Origin of the sequence: Chryseobacterium indologenes (assembly GCA_016025055.1) — a bacterium.
GTDB lineage: Bacteria > Bacteroidota > Bacteroidia > Flavobacteriales > Weeksellaceae > Chryseobacterium > Chryseobacterium indologenes.
Genome location: CP065590.1, coordinates 2009002 through 2030608, shown reverse-complemented (window position 1 = coordinate 2030608; position 21607 = coordinate 2009002). Strand labels below are relative to the sequence as shown.

At 36.8% G+C, this 21607-nt stretch carries 21 protein-coding genes and 1 pseudogene; 15 read left to right on the top strand and 7 right to left on the bottom strand.

The window, feature by feature from the left end; genetic code table 11:
- The first annotated feature begins 9 nt into the window (after positions 1 to 9).
- The 8 genes from H3Z85_09175 to H3Z85_09140 all read left to right on the top strand — a co-directional run bounded on the left by H3Z85_09175 (position 10) and on the right by H3Z85_09140 (position 9029).
- Positions 10 to 798: a glycosyltransferase gene (locus H3Z85_09175; GenBank protein QPQ53474.1), complete on the top strand. Its 789-nt coding sequence runs from the start codon at positions 10 to 12 to the stop codon at positions 796 to 798.
- Position 799: 1 nt separating this feature from the next.
- Complete coding sequence (locus tag H3Z85_09170; protein ID QPQ53473.1) at positions 800 to 1771, top strand: hypothetical protein; 972 nt, start codon at positions 800 to 802, stop codon at positions 1769 to 1771.
- A 35-nt stretch (positions 1772 to 1806) separates the two neighbouring features.
- Positions 1807 to 2940 carry a hypothetical protein gene (locus H3Z85_09165; protein ID QPQ53472.1) on the top strand — a complete coding sequence of 378 codons (1134 nt, stop codon included), beginning with the start codon at positions 1807 to 1809 and terminating at the stop codon, positions 2938 to 2940.
- Between the two features lie 37 nt (positions 2941 to 2977).
- A complete protein-coding gene (locus H3Z85_09160) occupies positions 2978 to 3901 on the top strand; it encodes a glycosyltransferase family 2 protein (GenBank protein QPQ53471.1) in 924 nt (307 codons plus the stop codon).
- 47 nt (positions 3902 to 3948) lie between these two features.
- A complete protein-coding gene (gene asnB, locus H3Z85_09155; protein QPQ53470.1) occupies positions 3949 to 5745 on the top strand; it encodes an asparagine synthase (glutamine-hydrolyzing) in 1797 nt (598 codons plus the stop codon).
- A complete protein-coding gene (locus tag H3Z85_09150) occupies positions 5745 to 6683 on the top strand; it encodes a glycosyltransferase family 2 protein (GenBank protein QPQ53469.1) in 939 nt (312 codons plus the stop codon). The genes asnB and H3Z85_09150 overlap by 1 nt, the downstream gene beginning before the upstream one ends.
- Before the next feature lie 265 nt (positions 6684 to 6948).
- On the top strand, positions 6949 to 7893 hold the full coding sequence (locus tag H3Z85_09145) for a glycosyltransferase family 2 protein (protein ID QPQ53468.1): 945 nt from the start codon (positions 6949 to 6951) through the stop codon (positions 7891 to 7893).
- A gap of 194 nt (positions 7894 to 8087) precedes the next feature.
- Positions 8088 to 9029, top strand: a complete 942-nt coding sequence (locus H3Z85_09140; protein ID QPQ53467.1) for a glycosyltransferase family 2 protein — start codon at positions 8088 to 8090, stop codon at positions 9027 to 9029.
- On the opposite strand, the gene H3Z85_09135 is transcribed toward H3Z85_09140, so the two are convergent.
- From H3Z85_09135 to H3Z85_09120, 4 genes are all read right to left on the bottom strand, one after another.
- On the bottom strand, positions 9021 to 9971 hold the full coding sequence (locus H3Z85_09135) for a hypothetical protein (protein ID QPQ53466.1): 951 nt from the start codon (positions 9969 to 9971) through the stop codon (positions 9021 to 9023). The two genes, H3Z85_09140 and H3Z85_09135, sit on opposite strands and share 9 nt — an antisense overlap.
- Positions 9946 to 11376: an MBOAT family protein gene (locus tag H3Z85_09130; protein ID QPQ53465.1), complete on the bottom strand. Its 1431-nt coding sequence runs from the start codon at positions 11374 to 11376 to the stop codon at positions 9946 to 9948. The genes H3Z85_09135 and H3Z85_09130 overlap by 26 nt, the downstream gene beginning before the upstream one ends.
- A gap of 204 nt (positions 11377 to 11580) precedes the next feature.
- On the bottom strand, positions 11581 to 12609 hold the full coding sequence (locus tag H3Z85_09125) for an acyltransferase (GenBank protein ID QPQ53464.1): 1029 nt from the start codon (positions 12607 to 12609) through the stop codon (positions 11581 to 11583).
- Between the two features lie 101 nt (positions 12610 to 12710).
- Entirely contained in the window at positions 12711 to 13481 is a 771-nt protein-coding gene (locus H3Z85_09120; GenBank protein QPQ53463.1) for a class I SAM-dependent methyltransferase, read from the bottom strand.
- Positions 13482 to 13730: 249 nt separating this feature from the next.
- Between H3Z85_09120 and H3Z85_09115 the strand changes: the two are divergent.
- A pseudogene (locus tag H3Z85_09115) lies at positions 13731 to 14569 on the top strand (glycosyltransferase).
- Positions 14569 to 15729: a glycosyltransferase gene (locus H3Z85_09110; GenBank protein QPQ53462.1), complete on the top strand. Its 1161-nt coding sequence runs from the start codon at positions 14569 to 14571 to the stop codon at positions 15727 to 15729. The pseudogene H3Z85_09115 and the gene H3Z85_09110 overlap by 1 nt, the downstream one beginning before the upstream one ends.
- On the opposite strand, the gene H3Z85_09105 is transcribed toward H3Z85_09110, so the two are convergent.
- Genes H3Z85_09105 through H3Z85_09095 form a run of 3 tightly spaced genes read right to left on the bottom strand, consistent with a single transcriptional unit; the run spans position 15730 to position 17722 of the window.
- Positions 15730 to 16488, bottom strand: a complete 759-nt coding sequence (locus tag H3Z85_09105; GenBank protein ID QPQ53461.1) for an SDR family oxidoreductase — start codon at positions 16486 to 16488, stop codon at positions 15730 to 15732.
- On the bottom strand, positions 16488 to 16721 hold the full coding sequence (locus H3Z85_09100) for a hypothetical protein (GenBank protein QPQ53460.1): 234 nt from the start codon (positions 16719 to 16721) through the stop codon (positions 16488 to 16490). The genes H3Z85_09105 and H3Z85_09100 overlap by 1 nt, the downstream gene beginning before the upstream one ends.
- Before the next feature lie 26 nt (positions 16722 to 16747).
- Positions 16748 to 17722 carry a ketoacyl-ACP synthase III gene (locus H3Z85_09095; GenBank protein QPQ53459.1) on the bottom strand — a complete coding sequence of 325 codons (975 nt, stop codon included), beginning with the start codon at positions 17720 to 17722 and terminating at the stop codon, positions 16748 to 16750.
- A 39-nt stretch (positions 17723 to 17761) separates the two neighbouring features.
- Between H3Z85_09095 and H3Z85_09090 the strand changes: the two genes are divergently transcribed.
- The 5 genes from H3Z85_09090 to H3Z85_09070 all read left to right on the top strand — a co-directional run bounded on the left by H3Z85_09090 (position 17762) and on the right by H3Z85_09070 (position 21479).
- On the top strand, positions 17762 to 18325 hold the full coding sequence (locus H3Z85_09090; GenBank protein ID QPQ53458.1) for an acyltransferase: 564 nt from the start codon (positions 17762 to 17764) through the stop codon (positions 18323 to 18325).
- Positions 18326 to 19477: a glycosyltransferase gene (locus H3Z85_09085; protein QPQ53457.1), complete on the top strand. Its 1152-nt coding sequence runs from the start codon at positions 18326 to 18328 to the stop codon at positions 19475 to 19477.
- Positions 19467 to 20045, top strand: coding sequence for a serine acetyltransferase (locus H3Z85_09080; GenBank protein ID QPQ53456.1), 579 nt, complete (start codon positions 19467 to 19469; stop codon positions 20043 to 20045). The genes H3Z85_09085 and H3Z85_09080 overlap by 11 nt, the downstream gene beginning before the upstream one ends.
- Positions 20046 to 20489: 444 nt before the next feature.
- Complete coding sequence (locus tag H3Z85_09075; GenBank protein ID QPQ53455.1) at positions 20490 to 21158, top strand: carbonic anhydrase; 669 nt, start codon at positions 20490 to 20492, stop codon at positions 21156 to 21158.
- Between the two features lie 21 nt (positions 21159 to 21179).
- Positions 21180 to 21479: a hypothetical protein gene (locus H3Z85_09070; GenBank protein ID QPQ53454.1), complete on the top strand. Its 300-nt coding sequence runs from the start codon at positions 21180 to 21182 to the stop codon at positions 21477 to 21479.
- Positions 21480 to 21607 lie beyond the last annotated feature (128 nt).

Genomic DNA, 21607 nt, shown 5'->3' with positions numbered 1-21607 from the left:
ATAATGACTATGGAAAAACTCCCCATCAGCGTCTGTATTCTTTCATGGAAAAGTGGAAACACCCTGAAAAACACTTTAAAATCGTACAAAAAATTCGGTCTTCTGGAAATGATCGAAGATATAGTGGTACTTTTTCAGGAAGTCAGTGATGAAGACAAAAAAACAGCCGATCAGTACAAGGTAAAGTACATAGGATTACAGGAAAATATAGGAATCGGGAAAGGAATGAAAACATTGGCTGAAAATGCAGCCTGCGACAATATTCTCTTTTTGGAACACGATTTTGAGCTGATTGAGGATGAAAAAACTGTATTTTCACGCCTTGAGAGCGGACTGGAATTGCTTAACAACGGCTTCGATGTCATCCGTTACAGAAGCAGAGAGCAACCGGGTTACCCTCTCATCTCTATCAGACATAAAGGTAACGAGCTCAACTATTACGACGATTGGCACGAATGTACTTCCCCTCACCTTCTGGAATCCCTGCACTGGCTGGATCCCGCAGCAGAATTTCCCGACAAAATTCAGAAACAGGGAGAATATTTTATTACCACTTCCCGCTGGGCGAACTGGACCAATAATCCTTATCTTGTTAAAAAAAATTTTCTGCTGGAAACAATTATTCCGTTTTCGGGAGAAACAGCCTCTCTGGAAAGAAATATCGCGGCATGGTGGGTGAAGCAAAACTTTAAGATTGCCCAGGGAGAAGGACTTTTTAAACACAATGATCTCACCAAGTATCCGAAGAAGACCCTTCTTCAAAAGATCAAAGGAAGATTGAAAAAAATATTTAAATAATATGAGCGGAATGAAAATTCTTTTCCATGAAGATGAACTCAATTACAGGGGGACTTCTATCGCAGTTTACGATTATGCAGATTTCAATGAAAGATATCTGGGAAATGAATCTGTAATCGTTTATAATAAAAATGCAAAAACCAATCATCCGCTGGGCATTGAAAAGTTTGAGAAACGTTTCAAAGTACACGGTTATTCAGACTTCAGTGAGGTAGATAAAATGATCACAGAAGATCAGATAGACCTTTTTTATGCCATCAAAAACGGATATATCGACGGAATCGATACCAAAGAAGCTAAAACAGCCATACATAGTGTATTTACCCACTTCGAACCTCATGGTGATGTCTATGCTTATGTCTCCGAATGGCTGAGTGAAGAAATGACAGGTTCCAAACACCCTTATGTTCCCCATATGGTTAATTTCGAAACCCAGACCCATGAGAATCTAAGGGCAGAACTGAATATTCCCCCCAAAGCAAAAGTATTTGGATACTATGGAGGCTACATCAGTTTCAACATCGTATTTGCGCAGCAAACTATTGAAAAAATAGCTTCTCAGTACAAAGACATTTATTTTATCTTCATGGGCGTAGATCCTTTCATCAAAAAGAAATGGTGGAAATCAGCTCCTCCCAATATTATATTTCTTCCGCCAAGTTCGGATATCATCATGAAACAGAAGTTTATCAACACCTGTGATGCCCTTCTGCATGCACGACAGAGAGGAGAAACTTTCGGGATAACGGTTGCAGAGTTTGCCATCATGGGAAAACCTGTGATCGCCTTTGCCAATCCTCCCGAAAAAGCCCACATCAGCCACATGAGAGATCAGGCATACTATTACAACGATAGTAAAGAGCTCAGAGATATTATTCTTGATGCAGAACTCACCTTGTCAGCCCGGGAATTATATCAGAAATTCCTGCCTCATCCGGTAATGGATAAGTTTAAAAAAGTATTTATTGATTAAATAGCTTTTTTCAAGACATCTGTTTAAATAGCATTATGAAAACAAAACTCATCAATTACATCATTGGTTTTATATTGGTTATCTACTATTGTATTAGTGTACAAAACACTTATAATCAGGTAATCTTTTATAAAAACGGATGGTATCTTGGTGAATGGCTAATCAGCTATCAGGATGGAGGTTTCAAACGTAGAGGACTCTTCGGATCATTTTTTATTTTTCTTAATGAGATTACCGGAGTGCAACTGGAATGGGCAGTCTTTACCTTTGTGACCTTGATATACACTCTGTTTTTCTTTCTTCTTATAAAACTTTTTGTTCAAAAGAAAAACACTTTACTGACCATAAGCCTACTATTACTGCCGGCAGGATTGGGGATGATTTTAAAAGATCCCACAATTGCAGCTAAAAAAGAAATTTTAATCTTTTTATTATACCTGATTTATTTTTCTTTTCTTGACGCGAAGAAAAGGGTTCCGCATTTTTGGGTAACTTTCTCCATTATTCTGGCTATCCTTAATCATGAAGTCGCCTTCTTCTTTATTCCTTTCGTAGGTTTTACCTATTTTATGAAGGATAAGGCCCCTCCACCGGTCAAAATAAAAAATATATTGCTTTATCATATTGCTCCTTCAGTAGTCACTATGATGATCCTTTATCGATTTGGATACAGTATTACTACTCCCAATTCTATTAATTTTTTAAAAGAACATGGGCTCAACCTCGTACTTCGGGGAATATACGGATATGATCCGCATTATAACGTACTGAACTTTTACAAGGCTCACCTTTATGGGTACCTTACCTATCTGATCAGTTTGTTTTTTGCAGCATTAACCTTTTTCATTTATTGTAAATTCAACAAAGTTATAATCAATAAAAAATTCCTCATTATACAGGTTATTTTCCTTCTTCCCTTGTTCTACATTGCTTACGATTGGGGAAGATGGATCAATATTTTTTTCACATTATTAACGATATTCATTGCAGGAGAACAACAGCTCAACAGCTCTCTGAAAGAAGATATCATTGTCATTATTTTGATTTTGTTTAATTCGTTATGGACAATGCTTCTTTTCACCCAAGGCTTTATGACCTATCCACCGGTTGATGCATTGATAAAAAAGATATATTACTTTATCTATTTTAAAATCCATAATTTGCTGTAAATTATTCTGAACAGTACAGAAAAAAGATTAAAATAAAATGTCGAAGATTCACATTATCATTGTAACCTACAACGCCATGAAATGGGCGGAAAGATGTTTCAGCAGCCTGAGACAGTCCTCTGTTCCGGTTACATGTTTCGTCATAGACAACGGCTCCACAGACGGAACCCAGGAATATATAAAAACGCATTTCCCCGAAGTAGATTTTACCCAATCCGAAACCAATCTTGGATTTGGAAAAGCTAATAATATCGGTATTGAAAAAGCTTACAAAGAAGACGCCGAGTTCTTTTATCTCATGAATCAGGATGCATGGCTCTATGAAGACACCATGGAAAAACTTCTTGAAGTATATAATGACCATCCCAATCAGGATGAAATAGGAGTTCTCAGTCCTATTCACATTGATGGAACTGAGAAATATCTTGATATTTTCCTCGATCAGTACATTGCCAAGAATTATGAGAAAACCAGAATGATCTCTGACCTGTATTTTCAAACCCTGAAACCGTATTATGAGATTATGTTTGTGAATGCTGCCCATTGGCTTTTGCCCAAAAAAACAATAGAAAAAATAGGAGGTTTCAACCCGTATTTTTTCCATTACGGCGAAGATGATGAGTACGTCAACAGGCTTCGTTTTCATCACCAAAAAGTGCTTCTGGTTCCAGGCAGCAAAGCCGTACACGACGGGGTACAATCGATTCATAAAATAGATGTCAAGAAATATCCGGATCTACGTGTGGAAACCAATATCATGAATCCGGCCATCCCGGATGGACTGGAACTGGAAAAAAAATCTTTAAAGCAGAGCATGATCAAAAACCTGGTCACAGGTAAGATCAGCAAATACAAAGAACTTTCAGAAAAATACAAAAAAATTACAGCAGAAGAGAAAAAGCTGACTGATTTCAAAAAACAGGTTGCGCAAACAGGTGCAAGTTTTCTTAATCTGTCGTAAATTAGCATATCCAAAACCGGAGAATTAATGATGAAAAATAAAATATTATGTGCGGAATAGCAGGAATTATCGGCCAGAACGCCAAAAACTATCAGGTGGAAATCCGGAAAATGACAGATTCTATGATCCACCGCGGCCCGGATTCTTCGCATTATGAGTTTTATGAAAATGCAGCACTGGGACATCGCAGACTTTCTATTATCGATTTATCAGACAATGGAAAGCAACCCATGTTTTCCAATACCAACAACGAATGCATCGTTCTGAACGGGGAAATTTACGGATATCAGGATCTTAAGAGACAATATGCCGAATATCCCTATCACGGGGGTTCTGATACCGAAGTCATTCTTGCCATGTACCAGCGAAAGCAGGAGAACCTTATCCATGAGCTTCCGGGAATGTTTGCATTTGCCATATGGGATGACCGTAAGCAACAATTATACTGTGCAAGGGACCGGTTTGGAGAGAAGCCCTTTTACTATGCCATAGGAAGCAACAATGAATTTATTTTCGCTTCAGAAATCAAAGCTATTTTAGCATCCGGACTCATTCAGCCGAAAGTAAATCCCGAAGCTCTTTCAAATTATCTGCAATACGGATATGTAAGCACGTATCAAAGTATCTACAGTAATATTTTTACCCTTCCGCCAGCCCATCAGCTGATCTGGAAGGATGGAAAAATAAAGGTTTCACGTTATTACAGTCTTCCGGCCAGAGACAGGGTGATCAGTCTTTCTGATGCCAGGGAAGAATTTACTTATCTTTTAAAAAACGCCGTCAAAAAACAACTTGTTGCAGATGTGGAAGTAGGAAGCTTCCTGAGCGGAGGCCTTGATTCTTCATCCGTCGTAGCACTGGTTGATGAATTTTTACCTCACCAGACCACGATCAGTTTTGGATATGATCATAAGGACAGTGAGCTGAAGTATGCAAAAGAAATAGCGGATAAATACAGGACCAATCATATTGAGGTTCATGAACAAAAGAAAGATCTTGCTGAGTCCCTGCGTAATATCTCTCCTTTCTTTGATGAGCCCTTTGCAGATATTTCATTTATTCCACATTATGAAATATGTAAGAATGCGAGAAAAAATCTTACCGTGGCTCTTTCGGGAGACGTCGGAGATGAGTTGTTTGGCGGGTATCACTTCTATACGGTAGAAAATAAACTGAAAAATCACTTCAGTTATCAAAATATTATTGCAAGATTCGGACTCAATCTGTACCAGAAAATAAAACCTGTTTCTTTTCTAACCCAACAGAATTTAAGGTATGATTCCATTCTGGATTTCCATCTTAATTCGGTCAGAAATGATTTTAATAAAGAAGAACGCAAAATGCTGGGAATCTCTACGGATTACCAACAGGGATATAGCTTCACCCCGGATCCGAATTCACTAAACGACATCATGAGAGTAGACCTTGAAAACTATGTTCCTGGCAATATGATGGTAAAATCAGACCGAATGGCTATGGCTAATTCATTGGAGGTGAGAACCCCTTTTCTGGACCTCGACTTTGCTGAATTCTGCATCCAGTTACCGGATCATCTAAAACTTACCCATGAAAACGATAAGATCATCCTCCGGGAAACAATGGGTTCTTACTGGACAGAAACCATCAGAAACAGGCATAAGCAGGGCTTTGGTCTTAGCGTTAAGAGCTGGTTTGAAGAAGATAGTCTGATGAAGTTTTCTGACGACCTCCTGAAAGATAAAAATAACAAAGTTTTCAACTATATTGACTTTGATGCTACCCAAAGGTTTTTACATAAAGATAATAAACACTGGAACCTTTTGCAATTGGCGCTTTGGGCACACAATAACCAATCTGTATTATAATGCTTGATATCTCTGTAATAATTCCCGTCTACAATGCTGCTGAATTTCTTGAAAAATCAGTACTTTCCGCATTGGCATTAGACGAAGTAAAAGAAGTTATTTTAGTTGAAGATCAATCAACTGACGATTCATTGGAAATTTGCAAAAAATTAGCAGAAAACTATTCTAAAATAAAACTTTTCCAACATCCGGATCAAGGAAATCATGGAGCTGCAGCTTCCCGAAATCTGGGAATTGAAAAGGCTGGCACAAATTTTATTACCTTTCTGGATGCGGACGACTACTACCTTCCTAATAGATTTGAGGCAGAAAAAGATATTTTTAAAGATCCAAAGACAGATGCTGTTTTCGGGGCTGTAGGTATAGAATACCTTACTGAAAAGGGCAAACAGGAATTTCAATCCAAATTTAGCGACAGTACACTTACCACGGTTAATTATTCAGCAGAAGGAAAAGATGTCTTCCGTGGCCTGCTGGGACTTACACCGAAAAGTTTCGGTTCATTTTTCCATCTTAATGCTCTTACGATAAGAAAGTCTGCAATCGACCGTCACCATTTGAGGTTTAATGAGGTTCTGCGCGTACACCAGGATTCAGATTTCATTATTAAACTAGCCTATTATTGCTATCTGAAATCCGGAATAATTGATCGGCCTGTAGCGATGAGAGGAATTCATGATGATAACAGAATTACTAAAATTGTAAAATATTCACCTCAATATAATCAGAGACAATCTCTTTTCTGGAACTCTCTTTATGAGTGGTCGAAACCTCTGTCTATGGACAAAGATGTTTCGCAACTTTTGTATCTTCAGAAAAAAGCATTTGAGCTGTCAGGAAAGAAGGGCTTTTCCAAAGCGATAAGCTTATTGGGTGCTTTGCTGAAGAATCCGGATATTCTAAAAACAAAATATAGATTCACCTATCTTAATTCGTAATCGAAAAAAAAATTAAATCAGATACAATAAAAGACACCCAAAATATTTTAAAATCTCCTAATTTCATTGTTTTTTTCTTTTAAAACAGGACCACCCGCTTGAAAAAACACCTTTTTCTTAACTCCAGTGTCCATTTTTTCACATTTTGTTGAAAAAAATAAATCAGAATCCCCAAAACTGAAATTAAAAGCTTAAATTTCGTGCTTAAAATGGTACTAAATAAAACGCATAATAATTCTAAAATTATTGCAAAGGAGAAATGAAAATGAGAATATCAGTAATTATTCCCGTTTATAATGCAGAAAAGTTTGTCTCACAGGCAGTAGAGTCAGCTCTTCAATTCGATGAAGTATTTGAAATTCTTCTGATTGAAGACAAGTCCCCGGATAATGCATTACAAGTATGTCAGCAACTCGCAGAAAAGTACGAAAGAGTGAAGCTTTACCAACACCCGGATAAAGAGAATCACGGTGCAGGTCCCAGTAGAAATCTGGGAATGGAAAAAGCATCTGGTGATTTTATCGCTTTTCTTGATGCTGATGATTATTTTTTACCCAACAGATTTGATTCTGAAAGAGAATTATTCAAAGATTCTAAAGTGGAAGGGGTATATGGAGCGCTGGGCGTTCATTATTATTCAGAAAAAGCAAAAGAACAATATTACCGTTTGTTTGGAGATCGCTTAACTACCGTGTACAAAAGATATGATCCAAAGGATGTATTCCCCGGGCAACTGCATATGCTTGGAAGCTTTGGATTATTCAGTATTGATACTTTAACAGTCCGTCGTACGTCTTTGATGAATAAGATGAAACCTTTATTTAAGGCCCATTTAAGGCTTCATGAAGACACCGAATTTCTGTTTCGCCTGTCCTATTATCTGGATCTCTATCCGGGCAGCCTTGATAAAGCCATTGCGATGCGGGGTGTACATGAAAACAACAGAATCACCAAAGTTGATATGCGGGTCATAGATCCTGCCTTTTCAAGGGCTTTACTATGGAGGGAAGTTGATCTTTGGTCACAAACTGAAGAGACCATTTCTGAAGAAGTAAAAACTCACATCAAAAGAATGCACAGAAGCTTTGAAATAGCCAAGGCTCCTATTTTGAAGAAATGGGGAATGATTGTAAAATACATGGTCACAGATTACAAAAGCATCAGATCCGGGCTTTACAATATTAATTTCAGGCATTCATTACTATCATAAGCAAATGCTACATTAAAATATCAAAAAGAGACATTATTCTAGTCGCGGGAGCGGAAAAGTGAAATAGATATATCACTAATGGATATAGATAAATATCTGTATTTTTTTAAAAAAAAAATCTGTTATAAATACTCACAATTGACTATATTGCAATAGTTTTCAAACACAAAGATGAAATAAAATCAAGTTCAATAATGAAGATTTCAGTAATTATTCCTGTTTATAATGCCGAAAAATATGTTTCGCAAGCAGTAGAATCTGCCTTACAGTTTGATGAAGTTTATGAAGTTATTTTGATAGAGGACAAGTCTCCGGATAATGCACTGCAGGTATGTGAACAGCTTTCCGAAAAATATGAGAAGGTAAAACTTTACCAACACCCCGATAAAGGAAATCATGGGGCGGGCCCCACCAGGAATTTAGGAATCGCAAAATCTACCGGTGATTTCATCGCTTTTTTAGATGCAGATGATTATTATCTTCCCAATAGGTTTGATGCTGAAAGAGAGCTTTTCAAAAAGCAGGAAGTAGAAGGCGTATATGGAGCTCTTGGTGTACATTACTACTCAGAAACGGCAAAAGAACAGTATTATTCGTTATTTAAAGACAAGTTGACAACTGTTTATAAAAGACATGATCCTAAAGAAGTTTTCCCGGGTCAGCTTCATATGCTGGGAAGCTTTGGACTGTTCAGCATTGATGCGTTGACGATTCGTAAAGATTCCTTGATGACAAAAATGAACCCTTTATTTAAATCTACTTTAAGACTTCATCAGGATACAGAATTTTTATTCCGTCTGTCCTACTACCTTGACCTTTATCCCGGCATCCTGGACAAGGCGGTTGCTGTAAGAGGAGTACACGAAGACAACAGAATTACGGTCGTAGATTCTAAAAAAGTAAATCCGGCCATTACAAGAGTTCTCCTGTGGAAAGAAGTAAATGAGTGGGCAAAAAATGAAGATACAATCCCGGAAAATGTAAAACTGCACATCGAAAGAATGTACAGAAGTTTTCAAATCGCCAACACATCTACGGTACAAAAATGGAAAATGATCCTGAAATACCTGATAACAGATTATAAAAGTATACGGTCGGGAATTTATAATATCAACTTCAGAGAAAATTTATTTTAAGCCTTTCTTATCCTGCAGAATAGAATCGGCAATCTGAGCAGTAAATACCTTACCGGATTCTTTATACATGTGATTTCCGTCTGTGTACTCAAAATCTGCATAATTCTTCGAAAAATCAAACACTTTTATATTATGTTTTCGTCCAATGTCTTTCAACGACTTGCTGAACATTGGAAATTTTTCATTTTCAAGAACCATCAATTTCTCAGATGCAGGAATGCGAACTATATACACTTTCCCTCTTGTTCGTAGGTAGCTGATAATTTCTTCAAATGCTTTTAATCTCTCGGGGGACAGTTCTGTTTCCTTTGCCAATACTTGATATCCTTCAATTTTTTTTATTGTTCTCGCGGCTACCGAATCTTTGTTCATATCTACATTCACTTCCATCCATCCGTCTTTATGCAAAAAAGTATTAGATTTACCTGCTTCTTCTCTCTCGGTATATATTTTAAACCAACTTCTTGAATAGTTTTTGAGTAAGTATTCATAATTGGGAGAAAGATCAAAGAAATACATATTATTCAATGGAGAATTTTCCTCCGGGAAATCTTCTGTTTTTTTAATAGAATTAGCAAGCGATACATTCCATGGGCTTATGCTTAAAATGAACGTACCCCTTTTAGTATCGGGATCCAGCTTTCGTTTCAAAGCTTTCAAATAAACCTGACCATAAGGAGATTGAGCAATGTTCAGGGAAAAATTATCAAAAGGCACAGAAAGCTTATTTCTTAAAACTTCAGGTAATATTCCTTGAGATCCTCTGGAATCTCCCAAGATAATATTCTGTGGTTTTTTAACAGCAAAATGCATGTAATTATCATCTGTATTACCGTCAGCATAAGATCCCAGCACAGCAAGGGTAATAAGCACTGCAGCGCAATAAGGTAGTATTTTGATTAAAAATTTTTTCATGCTAAAACTGAAAATAAATGAACGCATTATTTCCGAAATTGGCGTAACGAAGAATAATGAAAATAAGTATAATATAAAAGAAACGCCTTATCCATGGAGAGAACCTTTTAATTTCCAATCCATGAAAACGTTCCCTGTTAATCCATTCCACTACCAACATTATTGCAATAAGAGCCATTGCTTTAACAGGTAAATGAGGAATAGTAAAAAGCTCGGTACTGCATATTCTTTTTATATACTGATAGGCCTGAGTGACAGATTCTGCTCTAAAAAAAATCCAGGCAATACAAGTGACAGAAAATGTGATGATAATCTGAAGACATTCTTTAGCTGACGGTAGCCATTTCCCCTGAGCCGCCACTTCAAGATTCTGGCGATTTTTATTCATAAGCAAAAGAGGCATAAAATACAAAGCATTAAGACCGCCCCAAACAATGAATGTCCAGTTGGCGCCATGCCAAAACCCCGAGACCAAAAAGATAATAAAGGTATTCCTTATTTTCATCGGAAGACCTCCTTTGCTTCCCCCTAACGGAATATAAAGATAATCTCTGAACCAGGATGAAAGTGAAATATGCCATCTTCGCCAGAATTCGGCAATATCTCTCGAAAAATAAGGGAATGCAAAATTCTTCAGCAACTCAATACCAAACAATCTGGAAACACCCAGGGCTATATCGGAATATCCTGAAAAATCTCCATAGATTTGAAAAGCAAACAGGATCGCTCCAACAACAAGAGTGCCGGGGCTTTCTGTATGATAATGAGTAAAAATTTCATTAACTAAGGGGGCACAATTGTCAGCAATCACCATTTTCTTGAAAAAACCCCAAAGAATCTGGCGCATCCCATCTACAGCCTGTTCATAATTAAAGGTTCTTTGTCTCTGTATCTGTGGCAGCAAATGGGTCGCCCTTTCTATGGGTCCCGCTACCAAAAGAGGAAAATAACTTACAAACACGGCATAATCTGTAAAGTTTCTTTCAGCTTTAATCCTTTTTTTATAAACATCTATTACGTAAGACAGTCCGTGAAAAGTATAAAATGAAATTCCCACAGGAAGTATCACATTGAGAAGCCATACATTAGCTGTAAACCCAAAACCGTTCAGAAGATCAGCAAAACTTCCGACAAAGAAGTTATAATATTTGAAAAAACCTAAAAAACCTAAATTGATAACAATACTCAGGGTAAGCCAGAATTTGGCTTCACGATTGTTTTTACTGTTTTCAATCTTGATTCCTGACAGATAATCTAAACCGATAGAAAACATTAACAAAAACAAGAATCTCCAATCCCAGCAAGCATAAAAATAAAAACTCGCCAGTAATAACAATCTGTTTTGATGTTGAAATTTTCTATTGAAAACAAACCAATAACAGCAGAATACTATCGGTAAAAATATAAGAAATCCTAGGGAATTAAATAACATATACTGCTTTTAGAAGTTAATGATATATTCTCATACTTCCTTTGAAGCCGGGAGACTTCAACTTCTATATTATTTATATTATTCTTTCGAAAAAAAAACAAAATTATAAGGCTTTTCCGTATGGAATAAGTCTTTTTTTTTGGTGGGAACATTGGCTATTTCAATCACTGTGAATACTTTAAAGTTACACAAAAATAACTATTTTCAACTAATTTTTATTTTTTTCAAATAATCTCTTAGTGGTTTTTCAATAAACTGATAAAATAAAACAGAGGTTATGATAAGAACGAGCATATATATCCAAAAAACATTATCAATACCCGGATCATAGTTTTTCAGCTTCAGAACTTCTCTCAAGATGTACAGAATGGGAATATGGGTAATATAAACAGCATAACTGGCTTCTCCTAAGTATTCCAAGGGTTTGAATGAGAACAATCTTGTCAGCATCCCGTTATTTTTGGATATCAAAACGATAAGAGGAATAAATAAAACGGCCATCAGACCATTGTGGTAAAATAAAGGAACAAAAATTAAAGAAAATATAATGAATAGAAAGATGATAATAATGGAAAGATCATAATTCTTTTGTCTTGTATTTTTCACAAAAAATAATCCCGCAAGGTTTCCGACTAAAAATTCATTGATATGCATCATAGGGAAATAATACAGCAGCTCATGGCTTTCCGTGTGAGGACCTTCATAATAAGATGAACCGAAATACAAAGTACAAAACACCTGGGTCACCACCCAGATCATTGTACTGACCACCCAGATACTTTTATTTCCTCTGGAATAAAAATAATTGTACAACAGAGGAAAAATAAGGTAAAACAGAAATTCAACTGAAATAGACCAGCCGGGGAAATTCAACACCATGGCCTTTCCGGGAATCCAGCTTTGAAGCCCAAACAAGTATAAAAAACCGTCATATATACTGAAGCCCGCATACCTCGTAACGAGATAAAGTAATAACCCCAGGACGTACAGAGGATAAATTCTGGCAAATCTGTTTCTATAATAATCCAGATAAGCAATTTTCTCTTTCCTGTGATAGGCTACAATCATAATAAAGCCTGAAAGAATAAAAAAATAGCTTACTCCTACATTGGCTTTCAGAAAAATATTGGAAATGTAATCGATTTTATACAGGAACAGATCTTTATTAAAATGGGAAATGACAATAGCCATAGCCGCAATAAACCGGGTAAATGTAATCTGACTTATCTTCATACAAACTATATCAGTAAAGTACTGTACTGTAAGTTATTTAAACATTATTAATCCGGAAATCTTCTACTTGCTTTATCATTCAACAGATCGGCACCTCTCGGTTATTTAATAAAAACACCGATGTATTTCCCTTCATATTCTACTACTGTAGTTTCAATATCATTATGCTCACAAAAGTCCTGATATGCAGAATTATCACCAATATCATCGCTGATGAAAACACCTCCTTTTCTTAAGTGCTTATAAAGTTCCTGGTAAGCCCAGATTCTTCCGTTATAGCTTTTATCGGAATCATAATGAAGTACATCGAAAACTGCATTCTCAGAAAATATCTTCGGCAGCGATTCCTTATCTGCAAAACGGAAAAGCTTCCAGTTTGCTCTAAGATTCTGGGGAACTACATAGCCTACATATTGATCGCCATCCTGAGCCAGATAAGGCATGTCTGAACTGTACAAGGTCCCGTTTCTCTTTGCCAATGATAAAAGTGAAGCCAATGAAGACCATCCGTAGGCAACCCCTGTCTCCACCACATGCTGAGCATTTGTAAACTCACAGGCATAGTAGATCAGTTCCAAAGCACCGGGGCCTCCCATTTTTACCGGGCATTCTTTTTCTCTTTGATCTGCCTTAGCTAAAGTCTCCTGGAAATCATTACGAAAAGAATCTATTTCCAAGCCAAAGAGTTTTGAAACAGCCTGCTTTTGTGATACCGCTCTTTCAGTCGCCCATAGATTGGTCTTTTCTTTTCCTTTAAAGGCATTATCCCTGTTTATTGTATTTTTAATAATTTTCCGGCCTAATTCCGGATAAAGATCAGGTCTTTTAAGGTACCCGACAAATGTTTTGAGAACTCTTGTTATTTCATTCACTGTATTGCTTTTAAGAGGACAAAAATAAAGATTTTTTTTTCCATTTATGTAAAAACAGGTTATATTTGTGGGACTCAAATGAAAAAAAGAAGGGCCGTATCCCCGTAATGAAAAAAGCCAATTTACAACCAGCACTCCATTTTCCCGGTAACGGTTTTCGTTCTGACGAATCCCTGAATGGTCTATCAATAGAGAAGCATTGTATTGTCATCAGACAGGAATTAATTTTCAATACCATTTTAAATTAACATGAAGTTTTCTGTACTTATCGCTCATTATAATAATGCAAGGCTATTCAGAGAATGTTATGATTCTTTACTTTCACAGAAATATCAGGACTGGGAAGCTGTCATTCTTGATGACGCTTCTTCGGAAGCAGAGAAGGAAGTAGTAAAGAGCATTATTGCAGGAGATAAAAGATTCAGGTTTTTTGAAAATGAAAAAAACTCCGGTGTCGGGATTACAAAAAGTAAACTTATAGAACTTGCAACCGGGGAAATTTGTGGTTTTGTAGATCCGGATGATGCTATACTTCCGTCGGCTATAGAATCGGCTGTACATATTTTTAAAAGTAAAAAAATGTAGTCCTTACCTATTCCAGATTCATGGCCTGTGACAAGAACCTTACGCCTATCACTCCGTACAAATCGGCCATGCAGGTAAGAAACGGAGATCCTTATTTCTTTAATTATCCTATTCAGATCGGACATTTTACAACATTCCGAAAAGATATTTATGAACAGACGGATAAAATGAATCCGGAATTACGCATTGCCGAAGACCAGGATCTTTATCTGAAAATGTATGAGAAAGGAGATGTCTATTTCATCAATGATGTCAATTATCTTTATAGAGCTCATGCAGGAGGTATTTCACAAAATGACAATAAAGGAAGATCTTATGATTACTTTGCAAAGGTTGTGTTCAGTACCATGAAAAGAAGAAAACTAACCCACATCAATGGAAAAAAGATTCCGGACACCTATTCCAATCATCAGGAAATTTTTGCCCTTTTGGAATATCAGAACGGAATCTGGTTCAGAATAAAGAAAAACATCGCTATTACCTTACAAAAACTCTTCAGATAATGTCAGAAAACAAAAAAATAAAGGTTCTTTTCAGACACCGTTTTATGGAAATGGGTGGTGTGGAGAAAGTAATATTAAGTATGCTCAACAACCTGAACCCCTATAAGTTTGATATAACGATATGTCTTACTCTCAATCAGGGAGAGCTTAAAGATGAAATCCCCAGCCATGTAAAAAAGGTATATATCACTGAAGGGAAGGAAAGTTTTTCCAAAAACCCACTGATTCATAAACTTCAGCTTGTCCGTCGCAGAATACAGCTGGCCCGTGCTGCGAAGGACCCTAGATTTTCAGACCGTATCTTAGAAAACACTCAATTTGATATTGAGATTGCGCCATCCTACTCTACATTTTTACCGGTAATTAATTCCAGCAACAAGGCATCAAAAAAAATCGGTTGGTTTCACTCTGAAATTAACATCCCGGCAATGAAACCATTGGTTCCGAATATTCTGAAAAGTTTTCCAAAGTTTGACCATATGATCTATTGTTCTCAAAACATCAAAGATCTTATGCATAAATGTTATCCGGACTTACAATATCCTGCGGAGAGTGTTGTCATCAATGCCATTCCTATTGAAGAGATTAAAAAGAAAGCAGAGGAAGCCATAGAGCCCCTTCCGCAAGGTCCTGTTTTTGTATCAGTCGGACGCCTTCACAGTAGAAAAGGATATCATAAACTGATTGATGCCCATAAAAAACTTATAGACGAAGGATTCCAGCATAGTGTAGTTGTTATTGGAAATGGTGAAGAGATGAACAATCTGACGGAGCAGATTAACGCCAATAATGTGCAGAACAGCTTCATTCTAACCGGTAATAAAATGAACCCCTATCCTTATATAAAAAATGCGGATTATTTTATTCTGTCTTCCGAATCTGAAGCATGGCCACTCGTTATTGCTGAAGCATTAATTCTGCAAAAACCTATTATCGCGACTGAAACGGGTGATGTAGGTCTTATGATCAAAGACAGAGAAACAGGATATCTCATCAATTATGATACCCGGGAAATGTATGAGGCGATGAAAACTTTCCTTACGGATACAGAACTTATTTCGAAGATTAAGAAAAACCTTGAAACAATTGAAGATCAATTTGACAATAAGAAAATTTTTAATGCTGTAGAAAAGATTATCGAAGATCTATCCCAAAAATAATTACTGAGCAGAATATCCCCCGTCTACGACCAGATTGGATCCGGTGATCCATCCCGCTGCATCAGAAAGCAGGAAAATGCATGCATTGGCTACATCTTCGGGTTTTCCGATTCCAAGTGGATGTTTTCTAATGATTTCTTGTGCAGCATCTTCTCCTATACTTTCAAACATATTCTCCAAAATGGGTGTATTCACCATCGCCGGACTGATACTATTGACACGAATATTGCTTCGGGAGAGCTCCATAGCCAAAGAACGGGCTCCTGAAATGACGGCCCCTTTGCTCGATGAATAAGCAGCCTTTCCAATCTCTCCCACCATACCTGCAACAGAGGAAATAAATACAAAACTGGAAGTTTCGGTTTTATATTTTTTGAAGGATAATATCTTTGCAATTTCAAATCCGGCAATAACGTTAACTGCAAAAATATCCTTATATAATTGGGGGGTATGTTTTTTCAGAGGAAGAGTTTTTTCAACTCCTGCACAATGAATAAATCCTGAAATCTTTCCGATACTCGATATCTTCCCGGCGATAAGTTCTTCGAGGTTTTCAGATGTTGTAATATCGGCAGCAATAATTTCCCATTGGGTATTGGGAGCCAGCATCGATACCGTTTTTTCCAGCTCCTCTTCGTTTCGGGCAACTAAAATCAGACTGGCACCACTTTTACTGCATTCTACAGAACAGCTTCTCCCGATCCCGGAAGAAGCCCCTGTAATAAGAATAGTTTTATCTTTTAATGAAAACGGACTCATTAGTCTTCAAAATTTTCTGTGCCGATCACTTTCATCAGATCAGAGACTGTTTCTACATCTTTAAAATCTCTTGTATCAACTGTTTTATTAAAGTTTTCATCAACAAAAGCAATGATAGATAGCAAACTGATGGAATCATAACTTTCTAATTCTTTCAGATTCGTATCTACAGTCAGCGACTGCTCTTCTTCTAATTCTTCTTGCAATTTTTCCAAAAAAACGGATGTCTTCATATATTTTTTATTTATTATGGTATTTATTACATTTCCACCAGGGTTGCCCCCCAGGAATATCCTACGCCAAAACCAGCCATTAGAACCTTCTCGCCACCTTTCAGCATCCCTTTATCAATCATATTTTTCAATGCGATCGGAATAGTAGCTGAAACAGTATTTCCTGTTTTTTCCATATCAATATAGAACTTTTCTGCCGGTATTTTTATTTTTTTTCTCAAATAGTTCAGCATAAAGGAATTAGCCTGATGAAAAACAAAATAATCTATTTCTTCCATTGTCACGCCGTTTGTCTCCATGGTTTCTTTTACCAGCCCGGGAATATTTTCGATCGTAAAATTAAAAATCTCGGGGCCATTCATATAAAGGTTTTCTGCTTCAAACTCATGATCCGGATTCAGCTCAAAGCCGGTTCTGAAAGCTCCTTTCTTCACGATAAGGTTTTCGGCTCCACTCCCGTCAGTCCCTAAACAGAATTTATACTCTCTTGCAGTATCATCCTTTTCAACAATAACTGAAGCAGAGGCATCTCCGAAGATACTGCGGTTTCCCTTATCTTTAGGATGGATATGTTTGGTATAGGTTTCTGAGGTAACCAACAAAATACTTTGAGCAATTCCTGCTGCTATTAAACCTTTGGCAAATGCCAGACCATACACAAATCCGGAGCACCCCAAATTGAAATCCATGGCGCCAATATTCTTTCTTAGCCCAAGTTTATCCTGTAAAATACAGGCCGTAGTGGGTAAAAAGTAATCAGGACTTTGTGTACAAAAAAGGATGAAGTCGATTTTGTTTTTGTCATAGCTTTCAAAAAGCTTTTTTGATGACTGGATAGCCAGATCTAAAACCGTCTCATTTTCAGCAGCAACATGACGCTCTGTGATCCCTACCTTTTCTTTAATTCTGTCTGAACTCCACTCAGGAAATTCTTTCTCCAGATCCTCATTGGTAAGAACATACTCAGGCAAATAATATTCTATTTTAGAAATTTTTATCATAGAAATTCTTTTCTTTGTAGAAGAAACAAATTTAGAATAATGATATTGCTATACCGTATCATATTAAAAATTCATACGACCTATCAATACATCATCAAGCAAATTTACCTCAAAATTTGTATTGCGAAAGGATTAAAGGTAGGAAAAAATGTTCGCTTTGTAGAAGTTCCCGAACTCGGCACAGAACCCTTCCTTATTGAAATAGGTGATGAAACCACTCTTTCCAACAATGTAAGGTTCATCAATCACGACGGAGGATACAATGCTTTGCATTTTTTCGAAAAATATAAAGATGTAAGAGCATTTGGACGCATAAAAATAGGGAAACAATGCTTCATCGGTGCTGACACGATCATCATGCCCGGTGTTGAAATGGGAGACAACTGTGTTCTCGGTGCCGGCTCAATTTTAACCTCTTCTATGCCCCGTGGAACGGTGTATGCCGGAATTCCTGCCAGATACATATGCACCATTGAAGAATATGGTGATAAAGCTTTACAAAACAACACCATGTATCCAAGAGAACTGGAACCAGAAAGAGCAAAACTGGAAGATTATATTAAGAAGAACCTTCCTTTTACGTATAAACCTATTAAAAAATAAATGGCTGAAAAAAAGAAAATCCTTATCAGAATCGGTTCCCTACGACATGGAGGTGCAGAAAAAGTCTTAATTAATTTTCTAAAAAACCTGCCGGAAGACAAATATGAGGTTGATTTGCTGATTAACCTTTATACCGGCATGTACATTAAGGAAGTACCGTCATGGGTGAATTTACACTACCTGATCAAAGGTGAGATGATCACAACCAACAGACCACATGAAATTCCTGTCAAGGCATTCAGGGTGCTTTATCAGAAAATGTTCCTGATGTTTCCGTCTCTGCTCTATACATTTGTTTTAAAAAATAAAAAGTACGATGTTGAAATTGCGGCGATCCATGGGATGTACAGAGAGCTTTTATCCAGTCCGCAGAAAGATTCAAAAAAAATCATCTGGATTCAGAATGATATTTTTAACCTGAAGGAATATACTCCGGATATCATCAGACAATTTTTCAAATTTGACAGAATCCTGGTTATTTCCAACAAGCTTAAGGAAGAAATGCAGAAACTGGCTGCATCGGATAAGGAAAAACAGTCGGTTATCAAAATCTTTAATCCCATTGATAGAGAAGATACCCTTCAAAAAGCGAATATGGAAATTAAAGATTTCCCGTTTTCAGGAGAACTCCCAACATTTATCACAATAGGCACCGTGTACCCTCAAAAAGGATATGACAGACTTCTCGATGTTCATAAAAAGCTGATGGATGAAGGGCTGAAACATCAGATTATCATTATCGGGGATGGATTTGATTTTGAAAATATTCAGTCGAAGCTTAATCAACTGGGGGTACAGGAAACCGTAAAAATGTTAGGATTCCGAAGTAATCCTTACCCATACCTGAAACAGTCGGATTTTTATGTTATGTCTTCAAGGCACGAAGGTTTTCCAACCATTATTGCTGAAGCTCTCATTCTGAATAAACCCGTTGTTTCTACGGATGTTTCGGGAATAAAAGATCTTCTTCAGGACGGTAAGCTGGGCATCATTACTCCCAATTCAGAAGACGGAATCTACGAAGGCATGAAAAAATTCCTTACCGAAAAAGGCCTTGCAGGTCAGTACGAAAAAGAAATAGCCAATACAGATCTTCCTTTCGTACTTCAAAAATCGGTAGCCTATCTTCAGGAAATTATTGATGAAGTATAAAAAATTCATTATGCCAGAGTACACAGCAATACAGAAAGATTTTTACAGAGAAAGCGGTAAATGGCTTTCTACCCTTAAGATTTGGGCCAAATGCATCAATCCCAACCTTCATTATATTTATATCCTGAGAAAAGCTCAGCAATACAAGAAAAGATCGGTGTCGGGTGTATTCTGGAGAATGGTCCTGAGGCATTATCAGATCAAGTATGGCTTCCAGATCTACCCGGAAACAGAGATAGGAGAAGGTTTTTATTTAGGACACTGGGGAGCACTGGTTATCAATCCGAAAACCAAAATCGGAAAAAACTGCAATATTGCCCAGGGCGTTACTATAGGACAGCAAAACCGCGGTAAAAACGAAGGTTTCCCCATCATTGGTGATGAAGTATGGATTGGCCCCAATGCGGTCGTAGTAGGAAATGTCAATATTGGAAACAATGTACTCATTGCTCCAAATGCCTACGTCAACTTTGATGTTCCTGCTGATTCCGTTGTTGTGGGAAATCCCGGGAAAATCTATCCGGCATCTGATGCCACAAAAGGTTATATCAATAATAAAATTGACTAGTTATTACATTTTTCAGTTAGATTACAGAGATATTCACTGATCTGAATCTCTTCCCTTTAAACATACAGAATTAAAAGTAAGCCCTTGATTGATTAATTTTCGGGTGTAGATGAATATTTTTTAATCTGTGGAAAACTGATTTGCTGAATTCCACAAAATTTAAAAATATTTTAATCTGCAATTCCAGAATAATGATTTATACTTTGTACTTTTATCTTAGTTTTTTTAAACGTTTGGATTATGGAATGGTAAAGAATTTCATTAAAGCAAAGTATATCGTTAATTTACATATGATTTTAAGCATATTTTAATATTAAACTTTGTTAAAGGTGATTGATTCTTGAGCAAAAATTATATTTTTGCACGATTATTGATTTAATCTATTGATTTTAAAAATAATTTAAACGAAACAAATAATTATAAACCTTTTAAAAATTTAAAATTATGTCACAATCGTACGAAGTTATTTTTGAAAACAATAGAAAATGGGTAGAATCCAAAGTATCAGAAGACCCGAATTTCTTCCAGGAGCTGGCAAAAACTCAACATCCTGACTATCTGTATATCGGATGCTCAGACAGTAGAGCAACAGCTGAAGAACTGATGGGTGCAAAACCCGGAGAGGTTTTTGTTCACAGAAACATAGCCAATGTTGTGAATACTTTAGATATGAGCTCCACAGCAGTAATTCAATATGCTGTAGAACATCTGAAGGTAAAACACATTATTGTATGTGGACACTACAACTGCGGGGGTGTAAAAGCAGCTATGACTCCTCAGGATTTAGGATTATTAAATCCTTGGTTGAGAAACATCCGTGATGTGTACAGATTACATCAGGCAGAGCTTGATGCCATCGAAGATGAAGACAAGCGTTATGACAGACTTGTAGAGCTTAACGTTCAGGAGCAGTGCATCAACGTTATAAAAATGGCTTGCGTACAGGAAAGATACATTTTGGAGGAACAGCCTATTGTACACGGCTGGGTATTCGACCTGAGAACAGGTAAGATCATTGATTTGGAAATTGATTTTGAGAAAACCTTGAAAGACATTCAAAAAATCTACAACCTTACAGGTTCTGACTGGGTAATGAGCAGAAAGACGAAATAGTTTTTCTAAAAAGAATGTAAGATGAAATTCTGGAGTATTATTGTATTAACGTTTTTTTTGAATTTTACAGCGCTGCCGAGCATTGCTGCGATTGCAGGCTGGAATATTCAGAGAACGAATATCATAATCAATGAAGAAGAACCACATTCTCATGCCTCCTCACTAATTGTTTACGAAAAGACCCTTCCGAAACCTTTGGACGTTTTCGACTATCTGAAATTTTCAGAACCCGATCTTCAGGGGATGTCTTTTGTATTGGTAGATGATTCCTTTCATCTGGGCCCTCTGTTAACTATATTTTCTCCGCCTCCGGAAGCTTAATTTTAAAGTGTAATTAGATTTTTTTTTTATAGGTATTCAGGTCTTTTCAGGGCATTGAATATCATGCGCGTACTTTAAAATTAAATTTCCAATCTTTTATAATTGATTATTTAGGAATAAATCAGTCG